The 21,299-nt window shown below is 66.5% G+C and carries 16 protein-coding genes; 5 read left to right on the top strand and 11 right to left on the bottom strand.

The window, feature by feature from the left end; genetic code table 11:
• Nucleotides 1-41: 41 nt before the first annotated feature.
• The 7 genes from ACU18_RS06935 to ACU18_RS06905 all read right to left on the bottom strand — a co-directional run bounded on the left by ACU18_RS06935 (nucleotide 42) and on the right by ACU18_RS06905 (nucleotide 9,343).
• Nucleotides 42-710, bottom strand: coding sequence for a lysophospholipid acyltransferase family protein (locus ACU18_RS06935; RefSeq protein ID WP_050684803.1), 669 nt, complete (start codon nucleotides 708-710; stop codon nucleotides 42-44).
• Entirely contained in the window at nucleotides 697-1,413 is a 717-nt protein-coding gene (locus ACU18_RS06930) for an HAD family hydrolase (protein WP_050684802.1), read from the bottom strand. Before ACU18_RS06930 ends, ACU18_RS06935 begins: the two co-directional genes overlap by 14 nt.
• A 69-nt stretch (nucleotides 1,414-1,482) precedes the next feature.
• Nucleotides 1,483-4,407, bottom strand: coding sequence for an excinuclease ABC subunit UvrA (gene uvrA / locus ACU18_RS06925; RefSeq protein WP_050684801.1), 2,925 nt, complete (start codon nucleotides 4,405-4,407; stop codon nucleotides 1,483-1,485).
• A gap of 49 nt (nucleotides 4,408-4,456) precedes the next feature.
• Nucleotides 4,457-4,837, bottom strand: coding sequence for a GntR family transcriptional regulator (locus ACU18_RS06920; RefSeq protein WP_050684800.1), 381 nt, complete (start codon nucleotides 4,835-4,837; stop codon nucleotides 4,457-4,459).
• Complete coding sequence (locus ACU18_RS06915; protein ID WP_082178217.1) at nucleotides 4,834-6,573, bottom strand: ABC transporter ATP-binding protein; 1,740 nt, start codon at nucleotides 6,571-6,573, stop codon at nucleotides 4,834-4,836. Before ACU18_RS06915 ends, ACU18_RS06920 begins: the two co-directional genes overlap by 4 nt.
• Nucleotides 6,574-6,659: 86 nt before the next feature.
• Nucleotides 6,660-8,414, bottom strand: a complete 1,755-nt coding sequence (locus ACU18_RS06910; protein WP_082178216.1) for an ABC transporter ATP-binding protein — start codon at nucleotides 8,412-8,414, stop codon at nucleotides 6,660-6,662.
• 155 nt (nucleotides 8,415-8,569) lie between these two features.
• Entirely contained in the window at nucleotides 8,570-9,343 is a 774-nt protein-coding gene (locus ACU18_RS06905) for a trans-aconitate 2-methyltransferase (protein ID WP_050684830.1), read from the bottom strand.
• Between the two features lie 95 nt (nucleotides 9,344-9,438).
• Here ACU18_RS06905 and ACU18_RS06900 point away from each other — a divergent pair, with 95 nt between their 5' ends.
• The 3 genes from ACU18_RS06900 (at nucleotide 9,439) to ACU18_RS06890 (ending at nucleotide 13,882) form a co-directional block, all read left to right on the top strand.
• Nucleotides 9,439-11,982, top strand: coding sequence for a DEAD/DEAH box helicase (locus ACU18_RS06900; RefSeq protein ID WP_050684797.1), 2,544 nt, complete (start codon nucleotides 9,439-9,441; stop codon nucleotides 11,980-11,982).
• Between the two features lie 63 nt (nucleotides 11,983-12,045).
• Nucleotides 12,046-12,546, top strand: a complete 501-nt coding sequence (locus tag ACU18_RS06895) for a GNAT family N-acetyltransferase (protein ID WP_050684796.1) — start codon at nucleotides 12,046-12,048, stop codon at nucleotides 12,544-12,546.
• Entirely contained in the window at nucleotides 12,539-13,882 is a 1,344-nt protein-coding gene (locus ACU18_RS06890) for an alpha/beta fold hydrolase (RefSeq protein WP_050684795.1), read from the top strand. Before ACU18_RS06895 ends, ACU18_RS06890 begins: the two co-directional genes overlap by 8 nt.
• Here the strand turns inward: ACU18_RS06890 and ACU18_RS06885 are convergent.
• From ACU18_RS06885 to coaE, 4 genes are all read right to left on the bottom strand, one after another.
• Nucleotides 13,868-15,196: an MFS transporter gene (locus ACU18_RS06885; RefSeq protein WP_050684794.1), complete on the bottom strand. Its 1,329-nt coding sequence runs from the start codon at nucleotides 15,194-15,196 to the stop codon at nucleotides 13,868-13,870. The genes ACU18_RS06890 and ACU18_RS06885 overlap by 15 nt on opposite strands.
• A gap of 98 nt (nucleotides 15,197-15,294) precedes the next feature.
• Nucleotides 15,295-16,317: a TerC family protein gene (locus ACU18_RS06880; protein ID WP_050684793.1), complete on the bottom strand. Its 1,023-nt coding sequence runs from the start codon at nucleotides 16,315-16,317 to the stop codon at nucleotides 15,295-15,297.
• 210 nt (nucleotides 16,318-16,527) lie between these two features.
• The gene (uvrB, locus tag ACU18_RS06875) at nucleotides 16,528-18,642 is read right to left on the bottom strand and encodes an excinuclease ABC subunit UvrB (protein ID WP_050684792.1); all 2,115 of its coding nucleotides are present in this window, start codon (nucleotides 18,640-18,642) and stop codon (nucleotides 16,528-16,530) included.
• An 81-nt stretch (nucleotides 18,643-18,723) separates the two neighbouring features.
• The gene (gene coaE, locus ACU18_RS06870; RefSeq protein WP_050684791.1) at nucleotides 18,724-19,938 is read right to left on the bottom strand and encodes a dephospho-CoA kinase; all 1,215 of its coding nucleotides are present in this window, start codon (nucleotides 19,936-19,938) and stop codon (nucleotides 18,724-18,726) included.
• 70 nt (nucleotides 19,939-20,008) lie between these two features.
• Here coaE and ACU18_RS06865 point away from each other — a divergent pair, with 70 nt between their 5' ends.
• On the top strand, nucleotides 20,009-20,701 hold the full coding sequence (locus tag ACU18_RS06865; protein ID WP_050684790.1) for an IMPACT family protein: 693 nt from the start codon (nucleotides 20,009-20,011) through the stop codon (nucleotides 20,699-20,701).
• Nucleotides 20,691-21,191 (top strand): GNAT family N-acetyltransferase, encoded by a 501-nt coding sequence (locus ACU18_RS06860; protein WP_050684789.1) that lies wholly within the window; start codon nucleotides 20,691-20,693, stop codon nucleotides 21,189-21,191. The genes ACU18_RS06865 and ACU18_RS06860 overlap by 11 nt, the downstream gene beginning before the upstream one ends.
• Nucleotides 21,192-21,299: the final 108 nt, after the last annotated feature.

Genomic DNA, 21,299 nt, shown 5'->3' with positions numbered 1-21,299 from the left:
CCCGGCGGGTGCCGGGGACACCGCCGTGCCCCCGGGCAGGCTTACTCGGCGATCTTGCTCTGGTTGTAGCTGGTGGAGCGTTCCTGTCCGCTGAGTTCGGCGATGGCGTCCATGATCCGGTCCGTGACCTGGCGGCGGGCCGGCAAAGAGTGGTCCGGGCCGGTTTTATCGAAGTACAGCGGCTCCCCCACCTTCATGGTGAAATGCTGGGGCCGGACACCCTTCTCCCCGGCGCGCTGCAGGTTCTCGGTGCCGATCAGGCCCACCGGGATCACGGGTGCACCGGTGGTCAGCGCCAGCCAGCCCACACCGGTGCGGCCGCGGTACAGGATGCCGTCGCGGGAGCGGGTGCCCTCCGGGTAGATGCCGATGCCTTTGCCGGCCTCCAGGATGTCCATCAGCGTTTTGAGGGCCTGGACGCTGGCTGCCTGCTCCCCGCGTTCCACGGGAATGGACCCGACGGATTCGAAAAAGGCCTTCATCACGCGGCCCTTGACGCCCCGCGTGGTGAAGTACTCGGCCTTGGCGAAAAATGCGACGGGCCGGGGCATGAGGGCCTGGACAATAACGCTGTCGAAGAAGGACAGGTGGTTCGGCGCCACGATGAACGGCCCGTCAGTGGGCACGTTTTCGAGCCCGATGACGGTGGGCCGGCAGGAGCCGCCGATCAGGGTGCGGGTGGTCCAGCGGACGGCGTCAAACATTTCCATCGTTGGTCACCTCACTCATGGCGGCGGAGTGGATGGACTCGAGGCGGTCGACGGCGGCGGCCAGGGCGTCGGCGTCCTGCACCACGGCCACTGCCCCGGCAAGGTCCAGCTCGCCGTCGGGCGCGAATCCCCAGGCAACACCGATGCAGTCAAGGCCGTTGGCGATGGCACCGGCGACGTCCTGCGCCCGGTCCCCCACCATGATGGCGTGGTGCGTGCCCAGGTCAGCCAAGGCAGCCGCGATGATTTCGGTTTTGCCCAGCGGGACCCCGGCCACTGCCGTTTCGTCATCCGCGGAACCGTGGATGCCCTTGAAGTACCCGTCCAGGCCATGGTGCGCCAGCACGGTGCGCGCCAGCCCCTGCGGCTTCTGGGTTGCCACTGCCACCGGCCGGCCGGCGGCCGCGTAGGCGCCCAGCAGCTCCCGGACCCCCGGGTAGACCCGGCCCTGGCCGATGCCCGTGGCCACGTAGTACTGCCGGTACCGGGTGATCACCTGGTCCAGCAGGTGTTCGGGTACGCCGGCTACGTTCAGCAGGGAATCACTGAGCTTGGGGCCGATCATGGCCTCCAGCAGGTCCTGGGCCGGGACCGGAAGTCCCAGCCCGCCCAGGGCGGCGGCAATTCCGTCGGTGATGCCGCCGGCCGGATCGACAAGAGTGCCGTCCAGGTCAAAGATCACGGGCACTGTTGTTTGAGTCACCGGGTTAGTTTCTCACGACAGCACTCATGCCTGAAACTCCCATGCCGATACCGGAATACTTCCGCCGGATCAGCCGAGGATTTCCGCCAGGAACGCCGCTGTGTGGCTGGTGGTCGATTTGGCCACCTGCTCGGGTGTTCCGGTGGCCACAATCTGGCCGCCGCCGGAACCGCCGTCGGGACCCAGGTCAACCACCCAGTCGGCACTCTTGATGACGTCCAGGTTGTGCTCGATGGTGATCACGGTGTTGCCCTTGTCCACCAGTCCCTGCAGGACCATCAGCAGTTTCCTGATGTCCTCGAAGTGCAGGCCGGTGGTGGGCTCGTCCAGGACGTAGATGCTCCGGCCATTGGACCGCTTCTGGAGTTCCGCGGCAAGCTTGACGCGCTGCGCCTCGCCGCCGGACAGTGTGGTGGCAGGCTGGCCCAGCCGCACGTAGCCCAGGCCCACGTCCACCAGGGTGCTCAGGTGCCGGGCGATGGGCGTGAACGCCGCGAAGAACTCGGCGCCTTCCTCGATGGGCATGTTCAGGACATCGGCGATGGTTTTGCCCTTGTAGTGGACTTCCAGGGTTTCCCGGTTGTACCGGGCGCCGTGGCAGACCTCGCAGGGGACGTAGACGTCCGGCAGGAAGTTCATTTCGATTTTCAGGGTGCCGTCACCCGAGCACGCTTCGCAGCGGCCGCCCTTGACGTTGAAGGAGAACCGGCCGGGAAGGTAGCCGCGGACCTTGGCCTCAGTGGTCTCGGCGAAAAGCTTGCGGATGTTGTCGAACACGCCGGTGTAGGTGGCGGGGTTGGAGCGCGGGGTGCGGCCGATGGGGCTTTGGTCCACGTGGACCACCTTGTCCAGGTGCTCAAGTCCCTGGACGCTCTTGTGCCGGCCGGCCACCTGCTTGGCGCCGTTGAGCTTGTTGGCCAGCACCTTGTAGAGGATCTCGTTGACCAGGGTGGACTTGCCGGAGCCGCTGACCCCGGTCACGGCCGTGAAGAGGCCCAGCGGGAAGGCCGCGTCCACGTTGATGAGGTTGTTCTCGCGGGCGCCCACCACCTTAAGTTCCCGCTTGCGGTCATACTTGCGGCGCTTTTTGGGTACGTCGATCTTTTTGCGGCCGGAGAGGTAATCGCCGGTCAGGGACTCGGTGTTGGCCAGCAGGTCCTGGTAGGAACCCGAGTGGACCACCTGGCCGCCGTGCTCCCCGGCGCCGGGCCCGATGTCCACGATCCAGTCGGCCACGTGGATGGTGTCCTCATCGTGTTCCACCACGATCAGGGTGTTGCCCATGTCGCGGAGCCTCGTGAGGGTGTCGATCAGGCGGCGGTTATCGCGCTGGTGCAGCCCGATGGAGGGTTCATCCAGGACGTAGAGGACACCCACCAGGCCGGAACCGATCTGCGTGGCCAGCCGGATGCGCTGCGCTTCGCCGCCGGACAGCGTGGCGGAGGGCCGCTCCAGGTTCAGGTACTCCAGGCCGACGTCCAGGAGGAAGGTCAGGCGTGCCTGGATCTCCTTCAGCACCTGGTGTGCGATCTGGGCTTCGCGGCCGGTCAGCACCAGGTTGTTCAGGAACTCGGAGCAGTCCCGCATGGGAAGGGCCGCCACTTCGGCAATGGACTTGCCGTTGATCAGCACTGACAGCGACGCCGGGTTGAGGCGGGCGCCGTTGCAGGCGGGGCAGGGGATCTGCCGCATGTATTCCTCGTAGCGGTCCCGGGCCCAGTCCGAATCCGTCTCACCGTGCTTGCGGTGGACGTACTGGATGGCACCTTCAAAGCCGGTGCTGTATTTCCGTTCGCGGCCGAACCTGTTTTTGTACTGCACCACCACTTTGTGGTCCTTGCCGTGCAGGACCGTCTGGCGGACGTCCTTGCCAAGCTTTTCCCAGGGGGTGGTCATGGAGAACCCGAGTTCCGTGGACAGGCCTTCGAGCAGCCGGTTCCAGTATTCGGTGGTGGCGGTGCCCAGCGACCAGGGCGCGATGGCACCTTCAGAGAGGGACAGTTCGCCGTTGGGGACGATCAGTTCCTCGTCTACTTCAAGCCGGGTGCCGATGCCACTGCAGGCCGCGCAGGCGCCGAAGGGGTTGTTGAAGGAGAACGACCGCGGCTCGATCTCGTCGATGGCCAGCGGGTGCTCATTGGGGCAGGCGAGGTGTTCGGAGAAGGCACGGATCCGGGCGGGATCGTCGGCCTCCAGGTTCACGAACTCCGCCAGGACACGGCCTTCGGCGAGGCCCAGGGCGGTTTCCACGGAGTCGGTGAGCCGCTGGCTGATGCCATCCTTGACCACCAGCCGGTCCACCACCACCTCGATGGTGTGCTTGTACTGCTTGCCGAGTTTGGGCGGTTCGTTGAGCTGGATGAGTTCACCGTCAACGCGGGCCCTGGAGTAGCCCTTGGCCGTCAGCTCCTTGAAAAGGTCAACAAACTCGCCCTTGCGTCCGCGGACCACCGGCGCCAGGACCTGGAACCGGGTGCCTTCGTCCAGCTCCAGGAGCTGGTCAACAATCTGCTGCGGCGTCTGCTTGGCTACGGGCTCGCCGCAGACGGGGCAGTGCGGGCGGCCTACGCGGGCCCAGAGGAGGCGCATGTAGTCGTAGATTTCGGTAATGGTGCCCACCGTGGAACGCGGGTTCTTGCTGGTGGACTTCTGGTCGATGGAGACCGCCGGGGACAGCCCCTCGATGAAGTCGACGTCAGGTTTGTCCACCTGGCCCAGGAACTGGCGTGCGTAGGCGGACAGCGATTCCACGTAGCGCCGCTGGCCCTCGGCGAAGATGGTGTCGAACGCCAGGGACGATTTGCCGGATCCGGACAGGCCGGTGAACACGATCATGGCGTCGCGGGGAAGGTCAAGGTCCACGTTGCGAAGGTTGTGTTCCCGGGCGCCCTTCACCACCAGGCGGGAAAGGTCCGGCCGCTGCACGGAGGCAGCAGGGACGACGGCGGTGGAATCGTTGGGGACGGCTGTTTCTTCAGCTACGGCTTTAGGCACTTACCAATGCTAATCGAAAACTTCTTCGAATATCCACGTGATGCTGCGCTCACCCGGCGTCGTAGGCCGCCGCCAGCAGCTTCACGGCCTCCGCGAAAGTGGCGCCCTGGCTCCTGGCAGCAGCTGCGTAGGCTGCGGCTGCGGCGGACAGTCCGCCCAGGCGTTCGTCCGGCGCGCACACCACGGTGCCGTTCCGCCCCCGGGTGGCCACCACACCGGCCGACTCCAGCTCCTTGTAGGCCCTGGCCACGGTGTGCGGTGCCACGTCCAGGGCGCTTGCCAGTGCACGGACGGCGGGCAGCCTGGCCCCGGGCGCCAATGCGCCGTTGTCCACCTGATGGATGATCTGGAGCCGGAGCTGGTCGAAGAGCGCCACGGTGCTGGCGGTGTTGGGCAGCCACGTACCGGGAAAGGTGTTGTCGGGACTCACAGCCCGGGCTCCAGGACTCCGGGCCGGATTTCGCGGGAAGCGAACTGCGCGCGGTAGAGCCCGGTGTAGTAGCTGTTTGCAGCCAGCAGGTCCTCGTGGGTTCCCTGCTCAACAATCCGTCCGTGGTCCATGACCAGAATTAGATCAGCGTTCCGGACCGTGGACAAACGGTGGGCAATCACAAAACTGGTCCGGCCGTGCAGCAGCCGCTTCATGGCCTGCCTGATCAGCAGCTCCGTCCTGGAATCCACGGAACTGGTGGCTTCATCCAGCACCAGGATCTCGCGCCCTGCAAGCTGGGCGCGGGCGATGGTGATCAGCTGGCGCTGGCCGGTGCTAAGCGGCTCGCCGCCGTTTTCCAGGATCGTGTCGTAACCCTCCGGCAGGGACCTGACGAACCTGTCCACGTGCGCCGCGTCCGCCGCGGCCTGGATGTCTGCCGGGGCGGCCCCGGGCCGGCCGTAGGCGATGTTTTCGTGGATGCTGCCTGCGAACAGCCAGGCGTCCTGGAGCACCACACCGAACCGCTCCCGCAGCCTGTCCGGTGGCAGGGTGGCGATGTCAACACCGCCAATGGTGACCCGGCCGGACCCGGGTTCGCTGAACCGCAGCAGCAGGTTGACCACGGTGGTCTTCCCGGCGCCGGTGTGGCCCACAATGGCCACTGTTTGGCCCGGCTCCACGGTGAAGGCCAGGTTCCGGACGGCCGGCGCAGCGTCCGGGTAGCCGAAAGTGACGTTCTCGAAGGCGATGCGGCCGTCCGGTACCTTGCGGGCGTTCGGAGGGCGGCCGCTGTCCCGGCGCTGTGCGGGGCCGGGGACTTCGCCGGCGTCCAGGAGGTCAAAAACGCGGGCGGCGGAGGCGACGCAGGACTGGATGAGGTTCAGGAGGCCGCCGATCTGCCCCACAGGCTGGGTGAAGAGCCGGCTGAACTGGATGAACGCCTGGATGCCGCCGATGGTCATGGCGCCCGCAATCACCTGGAGCGCACCCACCACTGCCACCGCAATGTAGTTCAGGTTGGAAATCAGCACCATCAGCGGCTGGACCATTCCGGCCGAGTACTGGGCCCTGGTGGCCGAGCGGGCCAGTTGGTCGTTGCTGCGGCCGAACACCTCGGCGGCGCGGTCCTGGTACCCGAAGGCCTTGATGACCTCGTGGCCGGAAATGAACTCCTCCACATGGGCGTTCAGCACGCCGGTCTCATTCCATTGCCGGTCAAACTGTGCCTGGGACCGGCGGGCCACCAGGACGGTGACCAGGGTGGACAGTGGGATGGTGGCCAGGGCGATGACCGCCAGCAGCGGGGAAATCCAGAGCATCATGGCCAGGGAACCCACCAGCAGCAGGCAGGAGGAAATCAGCTGGGTGAGGAGCTGGTTCAGGGCCTGGGCAATGTTGTCGATGTCGTTGGTTGCCCGGCTCAGGACGTCGCCGCGGGAGCGGTCCGTGAAGTAGCCCGCCGGCAGCCGGTGCAGCTTGGCCGCGACGGATTCGCGCAGCCCGTACATCAGGCCCTGCACCGAGCGTGCTGTCAGCGCCCCCTGGATCCAGTTGAAGAGCGAGGCGAAAATGTACATCCCCGCCACCAGCGCCAGCAGCCCGGCCAGCCGGACCTGGTCCAGCCGGCCACTCATCAGCCCATCAACCACTGCGTCGGTGGCGTCGCCCAGGAACTTCGGGGCTGCGACGTTGAATCCGGCGAACGCGCAGGTAGCTGCCACGGCGCCCGCCATCCTCCGCCGGAAGGGCCGCAGCAGGCCCAGCAGCCTGCCCGCGGTGGGCCAGAATCCGGGCTCCTCTCCCCCGCTGCCGCCGGCTGTCACTGCCGGCCATCCAGGGCAAGCTGCGATTCCGCGATTTCACGGTAGGTGGCAGACCCTGCCAGCAGTTCAAGGTGCGTCCCCTGCGCCACCAGGTGCCCGCCGTCGAGCACCAGCACCAGGTCAGCGGCCTCCACCGCCGAAATGCGCTCGGCCACCACAATCACGGTGGCCGTGGACAGGTTGGACTGGAGTGCTTCGCGCAGCCTGACGTCCGTTGCATAGTCGAGGGCGGAAAAGCTGTCGTCGAACAGGTAAAGCGGCGCCTTCCGGAGCAGCGCCCGGGCAATGCAGAGGCGCTGCCGCTGCCCGCCGGACAGGCTGGTGCCTCCCTGGCCCACGCGTGTCTCCAGGCCATGGGGCAGGTCCCGCATGAACCGCATGGTCTGTGCGGTTTCCAGCGCCGCCCACAATTCACTGTCTGTGGCCTCCGGCGCAGCCACCCTCAGGTTCGCGGCGATGGTGCCGGAAAAGAGGTGTGAGTGCTGAGGGACGATGGACATGCTCCGGCGCAGGCCATCCAGCGGCAGGTCCTTGATGTCCGTGCCGTCGAGGCTGATCCGGCCGCTTGTGGAGTCCAGGAAGCGGGGCAGCAGGTTCAGGAGGGTGGACTTGCCGCTGCCGGTGGATCCCAGGATGGCAGTGGTGGTTCCGGGCGCGGCCGTGAAGGAGATGCCGGCGAGGACCGGAGCCTCAGCACCCGGGTAGGAGAAGCCAACGTTGTGGAACTCGACGGCGGCGGCACGGGACGGTGTCTGCAGGTGGCGCGCTGCCGGAAACCTGCGGGGCGCGGTGGCGGCCGGGCCGGGATCGGTGACCGACGGTTCGGCGTCCAGGACGGCGGTGATCCGTTCTGCGCAAACGGCGGCCCGGGGTGCGGTCATCAGGACGTACATGGCCATCATGATGGCCAGCAGGATCTGCAGGATGTAGGCGATGAACGCCGTTAATGCGCCAAGGTTCATCTGCCCGGCCTGGATCCGGTGCCCGCCGAACCAGACCACGGCCACGGAGGAAAGGTTGACCACCAGCATGATCAGGGGCAGCATCCCGGCGACCAGCAGCGCGGACTGCAGGTTGTTGGCCGTGAGCTTCCTGTTCACGCCGGCGAACCGTTGGACCTCATGGTCCTGGCGGACAAACGCCCGGATGACCATGGCGCCGATGATCTGCTCGCGGAGGATGCCGCCGGCGCGGTCCAGGAAGTCCTGGCCTTCGCGGTACAACGGGATGAGCCGCCGGACGATCAGATACATGATCAGCACCAGCAGCGGCACAATGGCGATCACCACTGCGGACAGGCCCGCATCCTGGTGCAGGGCCAGGGCGATGCCGCCCACTCCCATGGCCGGGGCCGCGAAGAACATGGTGAACACCAGCAGCGCGAACGCCTGGATCTGCTGGGTGTCGTTGGTGGCGCGGGTGGTGAGGCTTTGGGCTCCGAACAGGGCCACATCCTGGGAGGACAGGGCTTGGATCCGGTCGAAGATGCGGGCCCGCAGGCCGTGACCGATTTTCATCGCCACCACGGCGCCGAGGTACCCGGCAGCGATGGCGGCGGCGGCCTGGACGGCGGCGACGGCGGCCATCACCAGGCCGAGGCGGGAAATCACGCTGACGTCGCCCGCCACGATGCCGTCATCGATAATCGCGGCGTTGATGGTGGGAAGCAGGAGCGTGGCGCCGGCCTGGACCAGCTGCAGGAGGACCAGGGCGACCACGGCTGCTTTGTGGCCCCGAAGGAGCCGCCCCATCAACGCAATCAGCAAGGAACCTCCAGTGCAGGTCGAATGGCCGGGGTGGGCGGTAGCCTCCACCCCATCAACCATTCCGTCATTGTAGGGCACATCACATTCGACCGGTGTCATATCGCGTGACCGGTCTTGTAGAGGCTGGCGCTGCGGCTGCCTCAGCCGTTCTTTTGGCCGACGGAGAAGATCCTGCGGAAGGGAAAGACCGTGCCGTGTTTGCCCGGCGGATAGGCTTCGGCCAGCAGGGCAGCGTATTCGGCCTCGAACAAGGCGCCCTCTTCAGCGGGCAGTGCAGCCATGACCGGCCGCAGAGCCGTGCCGCGGACCCATTCAAGGACGGGATCGGCACCCGGCAGCAGTTGCTGGTAGCTCGTTTCCCACGCATCGGCGGTGAAGCCGGCATCAAGCAGCAGGTCCAGATACTCCGCCGGCTCCCCCACCGACTCGCCGCCCCGCAGGACCCCTGCGAGCTGGGGGGCCCAGCGCTCCGACGCGGCGAGGCCGCGCATCAGGGTATGGGAGGGCGCGTTGAAGTTGCCGGGCACCTGCATGGCGAACCAGGCCCCTGGTCGGAGTGCGGCAAGCCAGGTCCGCATGAGGTCCTGGTGCCCCGGAACCCATTGCAGGGCGGCGTTGGTCACCACCACGTCCGTCCCGGCCGGGGGCCGCCAGCCCGCGATGTCGCCCTGCTCAAACCGCAGGCCGCCGGCGGCCAGGCCCGCCGCCTTGGTGAGCATGTCCGGGGAGGAATCCAGGCCCACCACGGTCGCAGCCGGCCAGCGTTCCGCCAGCGTTGCGGTGAGGTTGCCGGGCCCGCAGCCCAGGTCCACCACCTGCTGCGGGGCCTGGGCGTGTACCCTGCCGGTGAGGTCGAAGAACGGGCGGTCCCGGTAATCGCCGAATTGAACATACTTCGCCGGATCCCACTTCATGTTTTCCTCCAGTTTCTGGTGCTGCAGCAATGCTGCCGAGCCTAGCCCGGCCGGAACGGATTCCGGGGCGTACCGGGGCACTAAGCTGGAAATCAATGAAACTCGTTGACCAGCTGACTGATCTTTCCGCTCTGAACCCGGCTGCCGCCGTCGACCCCGATGTCCTGTATTCGCGGTTCGTTGAATGGACGCAGGCCAGGGGCCTGGCGCTGTATCCCGCGCAGGACGAGGCCATCATGGAGCTCGCCACCGGGGCCAACGTGATCCTGGCCACCCCCACAGGTTCCGGTAAGTCCTTGGTGGCCATCGCCGCGCATTTCCAGGCGATGGCCCAGGGCCGCCGCAGCTACTACACGGCGCCCATCAAGGCTCTGGTGTCCGAGAAGTTCTTTGCCCTTTGCGAGATCTTCGGCGCGGAAAACGTGGGCATGGTCACCGGGGACTCCGGGGTGAACCAGGACGCACCGATCATCTGCTGCACCGCGGAGATCCTGGCGAACGTGGCGCTGCGCGAGGGAACAGCCGCGGAGCTGGGCACCGTGATCATGGACGAGTTCCATTTCTACTCCGACCCGCAGCGCGGCTGGGCCTGGCAGGTCCCGCTGCTGGAACTCCCGCAGGCGCAGTTCCTCCTGATGTCCGCGACGCTCGGCGATGTGGCCCGGTTCGAGGACGGACTCACGGAGCTGACCGGCCGGCCCACCACCACCGTGAGCTCCGCCGAGCGGCCCATCCCGCTGCACAACTACTACCACCAGACCCCGGTGCACGAGACCCTCGAGGAACTGCTCTCCACCCGACAGGTCCCCGTGTACGTGGTCCACTTCAGCCAGATCGAAGCGATCGACCGGGCCCAGACGCTGATGAGCATCAACGTCTGCAGCCGCGAGGAAAAGGACAAAATCGCGGAGCTGATTGCCGGCTTCCGGTTCGCCGCCGGCTTCGGGAAGACCCTGAACCGGCTGGTCCGCCACGGCATCGGCGTGCACCACGCCGGCATGCTGCCCAAGTACCGCCGGCTGGTGGAACAGCTCGCCCAGGCAGGACTGCTGAAAGTCATCTGCGGCACGGACACCCTTGGTGTGGGCATCAACGTGCCCATCCGCACCGTCCTGTTCACCGCCCTGAGCAAGTACGACGGCGTCCGCACCCGCCTGCTGAACTCCAGGGAGTTCCACCAGATTGCCGGCCGGGCAGGCCGGGCAGGCTACGACACCGCCGGGACCGTGGTGGTCCAGGCGCCGGAGCACGTCACCGAAAACGTGAAGGCCATGGCGAAAGCGACCGCCAAGTTCGGCGATGACCAGAAGAAGCTGCGCCAGGTGGTCAAAAAGAAGCCGCCGGAGGGTTTTGTCTCCTGGGGCGAACCCACCTATAAGCGTCTCGTCGAGTCTGTTCCTGATCCACTGGGTTCCAGCTTCACGGTGACCCACGCCATGCTGATGAACCTGATGGAGCGGCCGGGCGACCCCTTCACGGCCGCCCGCCGGCTGCTGACGGAAAACCACGAGCCCAGGTCCTCCCAGCTCCGGCTGATGAAGAAGGCGCTGGGGATTTACCGGGAGCTGCTGGCGGCCGAGGTCATCGAACGCATCCCCGTGCAGGAGCAGGGCCCGGACGGCCGAACAGTCCGTTTGACCGTGCACCTGCAGGCCAATTTCGCCCTGAACCAGCCGCTCTCCCCCTTTGCACTTGCTGCGCTGGAGCTCCTGGATCCGGAGTCGCCGTCGTACGCCCTGGACGTGGTGTCCGTGATCGAGGCGACCCTGGAGAAGCCGCGCCAGATCCTTTCCGCCCAGCAGAAGAAGGCCCGCGGCGAGGCTGTGGCGGCCATGAAGGCCGACGGGATCGAATACGACCAGCGGATGGCGATGCTGGAGGAGGTCACGTATCCGCAGCCCCTTGCCGAGATCCTGGGTGAAGCGTTCGAGGTGTACCGGAAGGCGGCACCGTGGGTGGGCGATTTCGAACTCGCCCCCAAGTCCGTGGTCCGGGACATGTACGAGCGGGCCATGAACTTCGGCGAGTTCGTCCAGTTCTACGGGCTGGCCCGGTCCGAGGGCATTGTGCTGAGGTACCTGTCCGACGCGTTCAAAGCGCTCCGGCAGACGGTGCCGCAGGACATGCTGCGCGAAGACCTGGAGGACCTGGTGGCGTGGCTGGGTGAGATGGTGCGCCAGGTGGACTCGAGCCTGCTGGACGAATGGGAGGAGCTGGCCGCCGGCAACACGCTCACCCCGCACGACGCTCCGCCGCCGCCGCCTCCGCTGCTGACCGCCAATATCCGGGCTTTCCGGGTAATGGTGCGCAACGAGATGTTCCGCCGGGTGGAACTTTTCGCGGACGAAGATGCCGCTGCGCTGGGCCTGCTGGACGGCGCTGCCGGCTTCGATGCGGACCGGTGGGAGGATGCCCTTGACGATTACTTCGACGAGCACAACGACATCGGCACCGGCCCGGATGCCCGCGGACCCGGCCTGTTGATCATCACCGAGAAACCCGGCACGTGGAAGGTGCGGCAGATCTTTGACGACCCCGCCCGGAACCACGACTGGGGCATCTCCGCCGACGTGGACCTTGCGGCTTCGGACGAGGCCGGCACCGCGGTCCTCACCGTGACGGCCGTGAACCGCCTGTAGGACCTGGCGCACGGCACCCGTTGCCCGGCGCGTCCTGCGGTGTCACGGCGGTAAGCTCGAACAATGAGTGTAATCCGCGCCGCAAACCAGCACGATGTACCTGCAGTCCTTCGGATGATCCACGAACTGGCCGACTACGAAAAAGAGCCTGACGCCGTCCGGAACACCCCGGAAATGCTGCAGGAGGTCCTGTTCGGTCCGGACCCGCGTGTCTTCGCGGCCATCGCGGAAAACGCGGCCGGCCAGGTCCAGGGGTTCGCGCTGTGGTTCCTGAACTACTCCACCTGGGAAGGTGTCCACGGAATCTACCTGGAGGACCTCTACGTCAGCCCTGCCGCCCGCGGCGAAGGCCACGGCAAGGCCCTGCTGCAGCACCTTGCAGGGATCGCCCTGGCCAACGGGTACGCCCGTGTGGAGTGGAGCGTCCTTGACTGGAACGAGCCGTCCATCAACTTCTACCGGAGCCTCGGCGCCCGCCCCATGGACGGGTGGTCCACGTTCCGGCTCACCGGTGCGGCCCTGACGCAGTTCGGCACGGCCGTCCCGGCAGCGGTCAATGGCTGACGCGGCCGTGACGGCTGTCGGGCCTGCCCGCACCGCGGGCCACCAGGTCAAGGCGCGGCACGAGTACCGCGGCATGCGGACGGTGGAGCACTACTTCACCGTGCCGCTGGTGCACGGGACTGACTCGGAAACCATCACCGTATTTGCCCGGGAGTACGTTTCCACGGCGCACACCCCCCAGGAAGCGGAAGACCTGCCCTGGCTGCTGTTCCTGCAGGGCGGCCCCGGCGGCCGTGGCAACAGGTTTGCGTCCCTGGGCGGCTGGAGCAAAGCCGCTGCCAAGGATTTCCGGATCCTGATGCTGGACCAGCGCGGCACCGGCCTGTCCACGCCGATCGACCGGAATACGCTGGCGCTCCAGGGCGACGAGGCAGCGCAGGCCGCCTACCTGGAAAACTTCCGTGCTGATTCGATTGTGGCCGACGCGGAACTCATCCGGAACACGCTGGGCTCGCCGGCCTGGAGCATTTTTGGCCAAAGCTACGGCGGATTCTGCGCCCTGACCTACCTTTCGTTTGCGCCGCAGGGCCTCAGGGAAGCCCTGATCACCGGCGGGCTCGCTCCCCTGTCAGTACCTGCGGAGGACGTCTACCGGGCCACCTTCCGGCGCGTGGCAGCCCGGAACGCGCAGTACTTCGGCTGGTACCCGGAAGACCGGGACACGGTGGACCGGATTGCCCGGCACCTGCGGAGCACTGCCGAAACGCTGCCGGACGGCAGCGTCCTCACCGTTGAACGGTTCCAGATGGTGGGCTCCTTCCTGGGCGGCAACACCCGGGTGGACGCGCTGCACCACCTCCTGGAAGATGCGTTCGTCGCGGCCGACGGCGGCACCCGCCTTTCGGACGCCTTCCTCGAGCAGGTGCACGGCATCGTTTCCCGCCGCTCAAACCCGCTGTACGCAGTGGTGCACGAATCCATCTACGGCCAGGGTTCAGCCACCGCGTGGGCCGCCTGGCGGGTCCTCGCCGAGTACCCGCAGTTCCGGCCGGACGCCGACCACGTCCTACTGACGGGCGAAATGGTCTACCCGTGGTACTTCGACCAGGACCCGGCGCTGCAGCCCCTGCGCGGCGTCGCGGAACTGCTGGCGGCGAAGGAGGACTGGGCGCCGCTGTACGACGTCGACCGGCTGGCTGCAAACACGGTGCCCGTGGCTGCCGCCGTGTATGCGGAGGACATCTATGTGGACCGGGACTTGTCCCTGGGCACCGCCTCAGCCGTCCGCGGGCTGCAGGTCTGGGAGACTGCAGACTTCCACCACGACGGAATTGCCGACGACGGCGAAGCCATTTTCGGCCAGCTGCTGGGAATGGTCCGGTCAGTCCGGCGCTGACTGCCTGCGCCGCGCTGCCAGCGAGAGGAAGGCCACGGCCAGGACACCTGCCCCGATCACTGCGCCCAGCATGTTCAGGCCCGGATAGCCTGCCCAGCTGAGCACAAGCCCGGAGACGGCACCACCCACCGCACCGGCGGCGCCCATCAGCATGTCGGACACCCCCTGGACCACCACGCGGGAGTCCGGGTCCACACTTTCGGCCAGGAGCGTGGACCCGGCCACCGTGGCCGCCGACCAGCCCATGCCCAACAGCACGAGGCCCACGGCTACGGCGGTGGTGGAGCCCTGGCCGAGGCCGGCCACGGCCGCCGCGCCCAGCAGCAGCGTAAGCCCGATCATGATGGTCTGGATCCGGCCTGCCCGGTCGGTCAGCCAGCCCATCACCGGCGAGAGTGCATACATGCCGGCGATGTGCAGGGAAATGGTGAAGCCAATGACAACCAGGGCGTCGGCTGACGCATGGTGCCCGGCCTGCGAGGCGGCGGGTCCTTCCACCACATGCTGCAGGTGCAGCGGCGTCATGGACATGATGCCCACCATTACCGCGTGGGCGGCGACAACCGCGGCAACGGCCAGCCGGGCACCCGCGGAGCCCTGGATGGCCCGGAAACCCCTGGCCAGGGACCCTTTTGCCCCCGCGGGATCTTCAGCTTTGGCGGGGGCGCGGGGCACGGCGGCAAGTTCCCTGGCCAGCTGCAGCGGGTCCGGGCGGAGTCCGGCGAAGACAATGACGACGGCGACGAGCAGGCCGGTGCCTGAGATGATGAACGGTCCCGCGGTGGACGGCAGGCCCAAGGCCAACCCCACCGCGGCACCGGGCCGGATCAGGTTCGGTCCGGCAACGGCACCTACTGTCACTGCCCACACAACAGTGGACAGCGCCTTCCCCCGGCTCCCGGCCGCCGCAAGGTCCACGGCGGCAAACCGTGCCTGCAGGCCTGCGGCCGAACCCACGCCGATTCCAGCCGCACCCAGCAGCAGCAAAGGGAACAGGCCGGTCACCGTTGCCAGGACCATCAGGACGGTGCCGCCAAAGGCAGTCAACAGTCCGCCCACCTGGCTGATCCGCCGGCCGCTCCGGTCTGCCAACGCCGCCAGGGGAACGGCGGCCACGGCTGCACCGAGGGTCATGGCGGTGGCCACCACTCCTGCCCAGGCGCTGGACCCGGAGAGCTCCACGGCGAGGATGGAGCCGATGGATACCGTTGCTCCTGCGCCGATGCCGCCGAAGACCTGGGCGCCGGCCAACAGTGCCACCGTGCGCTGTTGAATGCGGCGCACGTCGGGGTCCGAGGGGGTTCTGGCGGCCATGCTGGAAGCATAGCCCCAGCCCTCGGCGCATGGCGTTTAAAGCAGCAATCCCGGCCGCAGGTGCGGCCGGGATTGCTGTGGTGCTGTGCCTGCGGGTGTTAGTCGCTGTGGCTCTTGCGGGCGTCTTCCTCGAGCCGCGGGTCCACGTGGGCGTCCTTGGCTTTGGAGCTCAGCAGGCTGGCGACGACGGCGACAATGATGGTGCCGACGATGACTGCGAGGGACACAAAGGTGGGGATCTCCGGGGCCCATTCAATGTGGTTGCCGCCGTTGATGAAGGGCAGCTCGTTCACGTGCATGGCGTGCAGGACCAGCTTGACGCCGATGAACGCCAGGATGAACGACAGTGCGTGCTTCAGGTAGATCAGGCGGTTCATGAGGCCACCCAGCAGGAAGTACAGCTGGCGGAGGCCCATGAGGGCGAACAGGTTTGCGGTGAACACAATAAAGGGGCTCTGCGTGAGGCCGAAGATGGCCGGGATGGAGTCAACGGCAAACAGCAGGTCGGTGAGGCCGATGGTGATGAACACGATCAGCATCGGGGTGAAGACCTTTTTGCCGTTCACGGTGGTGCGTAGCTTGCCTTCATCGAATTTCTCCGACATCGGGATGATCTTGCGGATCCGGGCGATGAGCGGGTTTTCCTTGTCCTCCTCGTCCTCACCTTCGTCCTGTGCCTGCTTCCAGGCGGTCCACAGCAGGAACGCACCGAAGATGTAGAAGACCCAGCTGAACTGTTCGATCACAATGGCGCCGAGCAGAATGAAGATGCCGCGGAGGATCAAGGCGATGATGATGCCCACCATCAGGACTTCCTGCTGGTACTTTCGGGGTACGGAGAACCTGGCCATGATGATGATGAAGACAAAGAGGTTGTCGATGCTGAGGCTGTACTCCGTGACCCAGCCGGCCACAAACTGGCCGCCGAATTCAGGGCCGGTGAAGAAGAACATGGCACCGGCAAACACCAGCGCGAGGCTGACGTAGAAGGCCACCCAGAGGCCGGCTTCCTTCATGGAGGGTTCGTGCGGACGACGCACCACCAGGAGGAGGTCAATCAGGAGGATCAGGCCGAGGATGACAAACGAGCCAACCTCGAACCATACGGGCAAATCGAGCACAGGTAGCCTTTCGCAGGGTACGGAAAAGTCGTGTAAGTCTCTCCGGCCTGCCGATGCACTTGGTGCTGATGTGGCGGCCCGCTACGCCCGGCGGGGCAACCATGCCCTGCGTGTTGACGATCGTAGCACTCGGGATACTCCCCTACGCGACGTTAACTGTAACCCAGACCGGCACCAAAGGACCCCGGCCCACCCAAGATGACGTGGCGGTCAGGCGTGCCCGGCTGCCTGCATCTGGCGCAGTTCCTTCTTCAGCTCACCGACTTCGTCGCGGATCCGTGCGGCCACCTCGAACTGAAGATCGGCGGCTGCGCCATGCATCTGCTCGGTGAGCTGTGCGATCAGCCCCACCAGATCCTCGGCCGGCGCCGCAGCGAGCCCGTCCGCGCGGACCTGGGCTGAGCCCTTCTTCGCGCCGCCCTTGTTTGCCCCCGTGATCCCGCGCTTGCCCTTGCCGTAGTCGAAGCTGCCCAGCAGCGCATCGGTGTCGGCGTCTTCCTTGGCGAGCTGGTCGGTGATGTCCGCGATTTTCTTCCGCAGCGGCTGCGGGTCGATGCCACGTTCGGTGTTATAGGCCACCTGGATGGCACGGCGCCGGTTGGTTTCATCGATGGCGTGCGCCATGGAGTCCGTGATCCGGTCCGCGTACATATGGACCTGGCCGGAGACGTTGCGGGCGGCACGGCCAATGGTCTGGATCAGCGAGGTCGAGGACCGGAGGAAGCCTTCCTTGTCCGCATCGAGGATGCTGACCAGGGACACTTCGGGCAGGTCCAGGCCTTCCCTCAGCAGGTTGATGCCCACCAGGACATCGAAGCTGCCCATCCGGAGTTCACGCAGCAGTTCCACCCGGCGGAGGGTGTCCACGTCCGAGTGCAGGTACTCGACCTTGATCCCGTGCCCCAGGAGGTAGTCCGTAAGATCCTCCGCCATGCGCTTGGTGAGGGTGGTGACCAGGATGCGTTCGTTTTTCTCCACCCGGGTCCGGATCTCGCCCAGAAGGTCGTCGATCTGGCCCTTGGTGGGCTTGACCACCACCTCAGGATCGATCAGGCCCGTGGGCCGGATGATCTGCTGCACAAAGCCGTCCGCCTTGCCCAGTTCGTACTTGCCGGGGGTGGCGGAGAGATAGACGGTCTGGCCTACCCGGTCCAGGAACTCGTCCCACTTCAGCGGCCGGTTGTCCATGGCGGACGGCAGCCGGAACCCGAAGTCCACCAGGTTGCGCTTGCGGGACATGTCGCCTTCGTACATGGCGCCAATCTGGGGAATGGTCACGTGTGATTCGTCCACCACCAGGAGGAAGTCGTCCGGGAAGTAGTCGATCAGGCAGTGCGGTGCGGTGCCGCGGGCGCGGCCGTCGATGTGGGAGGAATAGTTCTCGATGCCGTTGCAGAACCCCATCTGCTGCATCATTTCAAGGTCGTAGGTGGTCCGCATCCGCAGCCGCTGGGCCTCGACGAGTTTGTTCTGGCTCTCCAGCACCTGGAGCCGTTCGGCCAACTCATCCTCGATCCGCTTGATGGCGCGGGCCATCCGCTCGGGTCCGGCCACGTAGTGGGAGGCGGGGAAGACGTACATTTCGTCCTCTTCCCGGAGCACCTCACCGGTGAGCGGATGGAGGGTCTGGATGTTCTCGATTTCGTCGCCAAAGAATTCGATCCGGATGGCGAGTTCCTCATACATGGGGATGATTTCCACGGTATCGCCACGGACGCGGAACGTGCCGCGGTGGAAGTCCATGTCATTGCGGGCGTACTGCATGGAGACGAATTTGCGCAGGAGGTCATCCCGGTTCATTTCGGCACCCTTGCGCAGGGTCACCATGCCGGCGATGTACTCTTCCGGCGTGCCCAGGCCGTAGATGCAGGACACAGTGGCCACCACGATGACGTCGCGGCGGGTGAGGAGCGCGTTGGTGGCGGAGTGCCGGAGCCGCTCGACTTCCTCGTTGATGGACGAGTCCTTCTCAATGAAGGTGTCCGTCTGGGCCACGTACGCTTCAGGCTGGTAATAGTCGTAGTAGGAGACGAAGTACTCCACCGCATTGTTGGGCAGCAGCTCGCGGAATTCGTTGGCCAGCTGCGCGGCAAGGGTCTTGTTCTGCACCATCACCAGGGTGGGGCGCTGCACCTGCTCGATGAGCCAGGCGGTGGTGGCGCTTTTACCGGTACCCGTGGCGCCCAGGAGCACCACGTCCTTCTCGCCGTTCTTGATACGTTCGGTGAGCTCCTTGATGGCCGCCGGCTGGTCGCCTGCAGGTTTGAACTCGCTGATGACTTCGAAGGGCGAAACAACACGGTTTATTTCCTGCGCAAGGCTCATGCATCTAATCTACAACCGGGCACCGACAGCCAGGCTGCCAGTCCGTTACCGGCGAACATCCGGTGCCCGCCCGGACAGCCATCAGGGAGTGTACGACGGCGGCGCCCAGCCGGAGCGGGCAGCCCATTCGGTCATCCGGGGCCAGGCTTCGTCCGTGAACCACGGCTCTTTCGCCTCGGCATAGCCGCGGGTGGTGCCGGCGCCGGCGAACTGGTTGGCCAGCACGTTTTTATGCTCTGCATAGCGGGCAGCGGCCCCGGGATCGGCGCGGAGCCAGTCGCGGAACATCAGGGCATAGCGCCATCCCGGCGAATTCACGGCACGGACGTGCACGTTGACGTCGCGGCCGGGGTCCGCGTTGGCATGGAAGCGCTTCTGCCACCGGGCGCTGTCAGTCTCGGGGGGCTTGGGAGTGTCGCGGTTGACGCCGGGGACCCGGGGGAACCCGGCGGCGGCCAGGAGTTCCGCGATCCGATCCGCTGCGGCAAGGTCGGGAACGGTGACCTGGAGGTCGATGACGTCCTTGGCACCGAGCCCAGGAACGGATGTTGAGCCGATGTGGTCCACGGCCCGGATCTCATCCGGCGCGGCCGCCCGGATGCGGCCGCCCAGCCGGGCGGCCTGGAGTGGCCAGCTGTCCCGGTACGGTTCCTGCACCGGACCGCTGTTTCGTGAGGCCCGGACACCCGCGGCGAGGTTGTGCGCAAAGGGCAGCAGGCGGTCCGCCCACAGCCTGTCCACCCGATCGAGGACATCCCCACGCCCGCCCGAGTTGTCGAGAACCACATCTGCAGCCGCCAGCCGTTCATCCCGGCTGGCCTGGGCGGCCAGCCGCGACCGCGCCTCCATCTCCGTCATCCCGCGGTGTTCCACCATCCGCCGCACGCGCACTTCTTCCGGTGCATCCACCACCAGAACCAGGTGGAAGGCGCTCCCCTGCCCGGTTTCCACCAGCAGGGGAATGTCCTGGACCACTACAGAACCTTCGGGGGCAGCTGCCACGAGTTCCGCGGACCGGGCCCGGACCAGCGGATGGACGATTCCATTAAGGGCCGCCAGGCGCCCGGGCTCACCGAACACCACGGCGCCCAGCTTGGCCCGGTCCAGCCGGCCGCCGTCGTCCAGCATGGCCGCTCCGAACTCAGCAACGATGCGCCGCAGCCCCGGAGTCCCCGGCTCCACCACCTCGCGGGCCAGGGCGTCGGCATCCACCAGGACGGCACCCAACTCCCTCAGGCGCGTGGCCACCATGGACTTCCCGGAGGCGATGCCGCCCGTCAAACCGATTTTCAGCACACTTCAACACTATCGCCGTTGCCGGGCAACCCCCGGGAACCGGCCCCGCTGCCCGTACTACACTTGAGCGGTGCAAGAGCAGGAGAGCCGCGCCACCCGGTACACCACGCTGGCTGCAGGCGACGATTTCCGGCATGAACTGGAGATCCGCCGCTCCCGGTTCATCACTGTCCTTCGGCGGACTCCTGACGAAACTGCGGCCAGGGACCTCGTGGCCGAATTGCGCCGCGAATTCCACGACGCCCGCCATCACTGCTCCGCCTTTATTGTGGGTCCGGACCGGACCGTCCAGCGCTCCAACGACGACGGCGAACCGGCCGGCACCGCCGGAACCCCCATGCTCGAAGCCCTGGCGAAACGGGAGACCGTGCCCGGGGTGACGGACCTCAGTGACGTTACGGCCGTCGTCGTCCGCTATTTTGGTGGTGTGCTGCTGGGCGCCGGGGGCCTGGTCAGGGCATATTCGGAGTCGGTTTCGACGTCGCTGGCACTGGCACGTCTGACGCACAGGAGCCGGCTGCGGATCTGTTCCACCTCCGTGCCGCCGGGGCAGGCGGGGCGACTGGAGAATGACCTGCGGACTGCGGGGTTCACCCTGGGGCAAACCGCATACGGAGGCAGCCACACCATCCTGCGACTGGCCCTCCCGGACGACGCGGAGGCGATCGACGCCGCCAACCACCGCCTGCAGTCGCTGACGGCCGGAACCGCGACCCTGACGCTCGAAGGAACCGAATGGGTGGACACTGCGCATGGCAGTTGAACTCGCAGATGTGGACGAATCGGTCCTGACCGGCCTGTGGGAACTCGCGGTGCGGGACGCGGCCCCGGACGAGGTGACTCCCCCGCTGGGCGGTCCGGGCTGGAACCACGAACGGCATGAGTGGTTTTTGGCGTACCACCGTTCGGCGACCGGCCTGGATGGCCCGTCCGGCGAGAAATCGTGGGCTGTTATGGCCAACGGGGAGTTAGCAGGATCCGTGCGGCTCAAACGGATTCCGGCAGCCGAAGCCACGGGCGCCGGGGCTGGGGAGGCCGAAACCGGGATCTGGCTGGGCAGGAGTTATCGGGGCCGGGGCATCGGGTCGGCAGCATTGGCGCTGGTGCTGGCTGCAGCACGGGCTGCCGGCGTGTCCCGCTTATCCGCTTCGACCACCGGGGGGAACGTCGTTGCGCAGCACCTGCTTGCTGCGGCCGGGGCCACTCTTGAACCCGATCCTGAGGGAGCGGTGAGCGCCGGGTTCGTCCTTTAGCCGGGTGCTTTCCCTACCGGCTGTTGATGTCACGTGTGCCTTTGGGGAACGTTTCAAGGTCCCCTGGTTTGTCGTAGGGTGCTGGGAGAATTCAGGTATGGAAAGGCC

It is taken from the genome of Arthrobacter sp. ZBG10 (genome assembly GCF_001238605.1).
Lineage (GTDB): Bacteria > Actinomycetota > Actinomycetes > Actinomycetales > Micrococcaceae > Arthrobacter.
The sequence above is the reverse complement of the archived record's forward strand: the minus strand, read 5'-3'. Positions and strand labels throughout refer to the sequence as shown.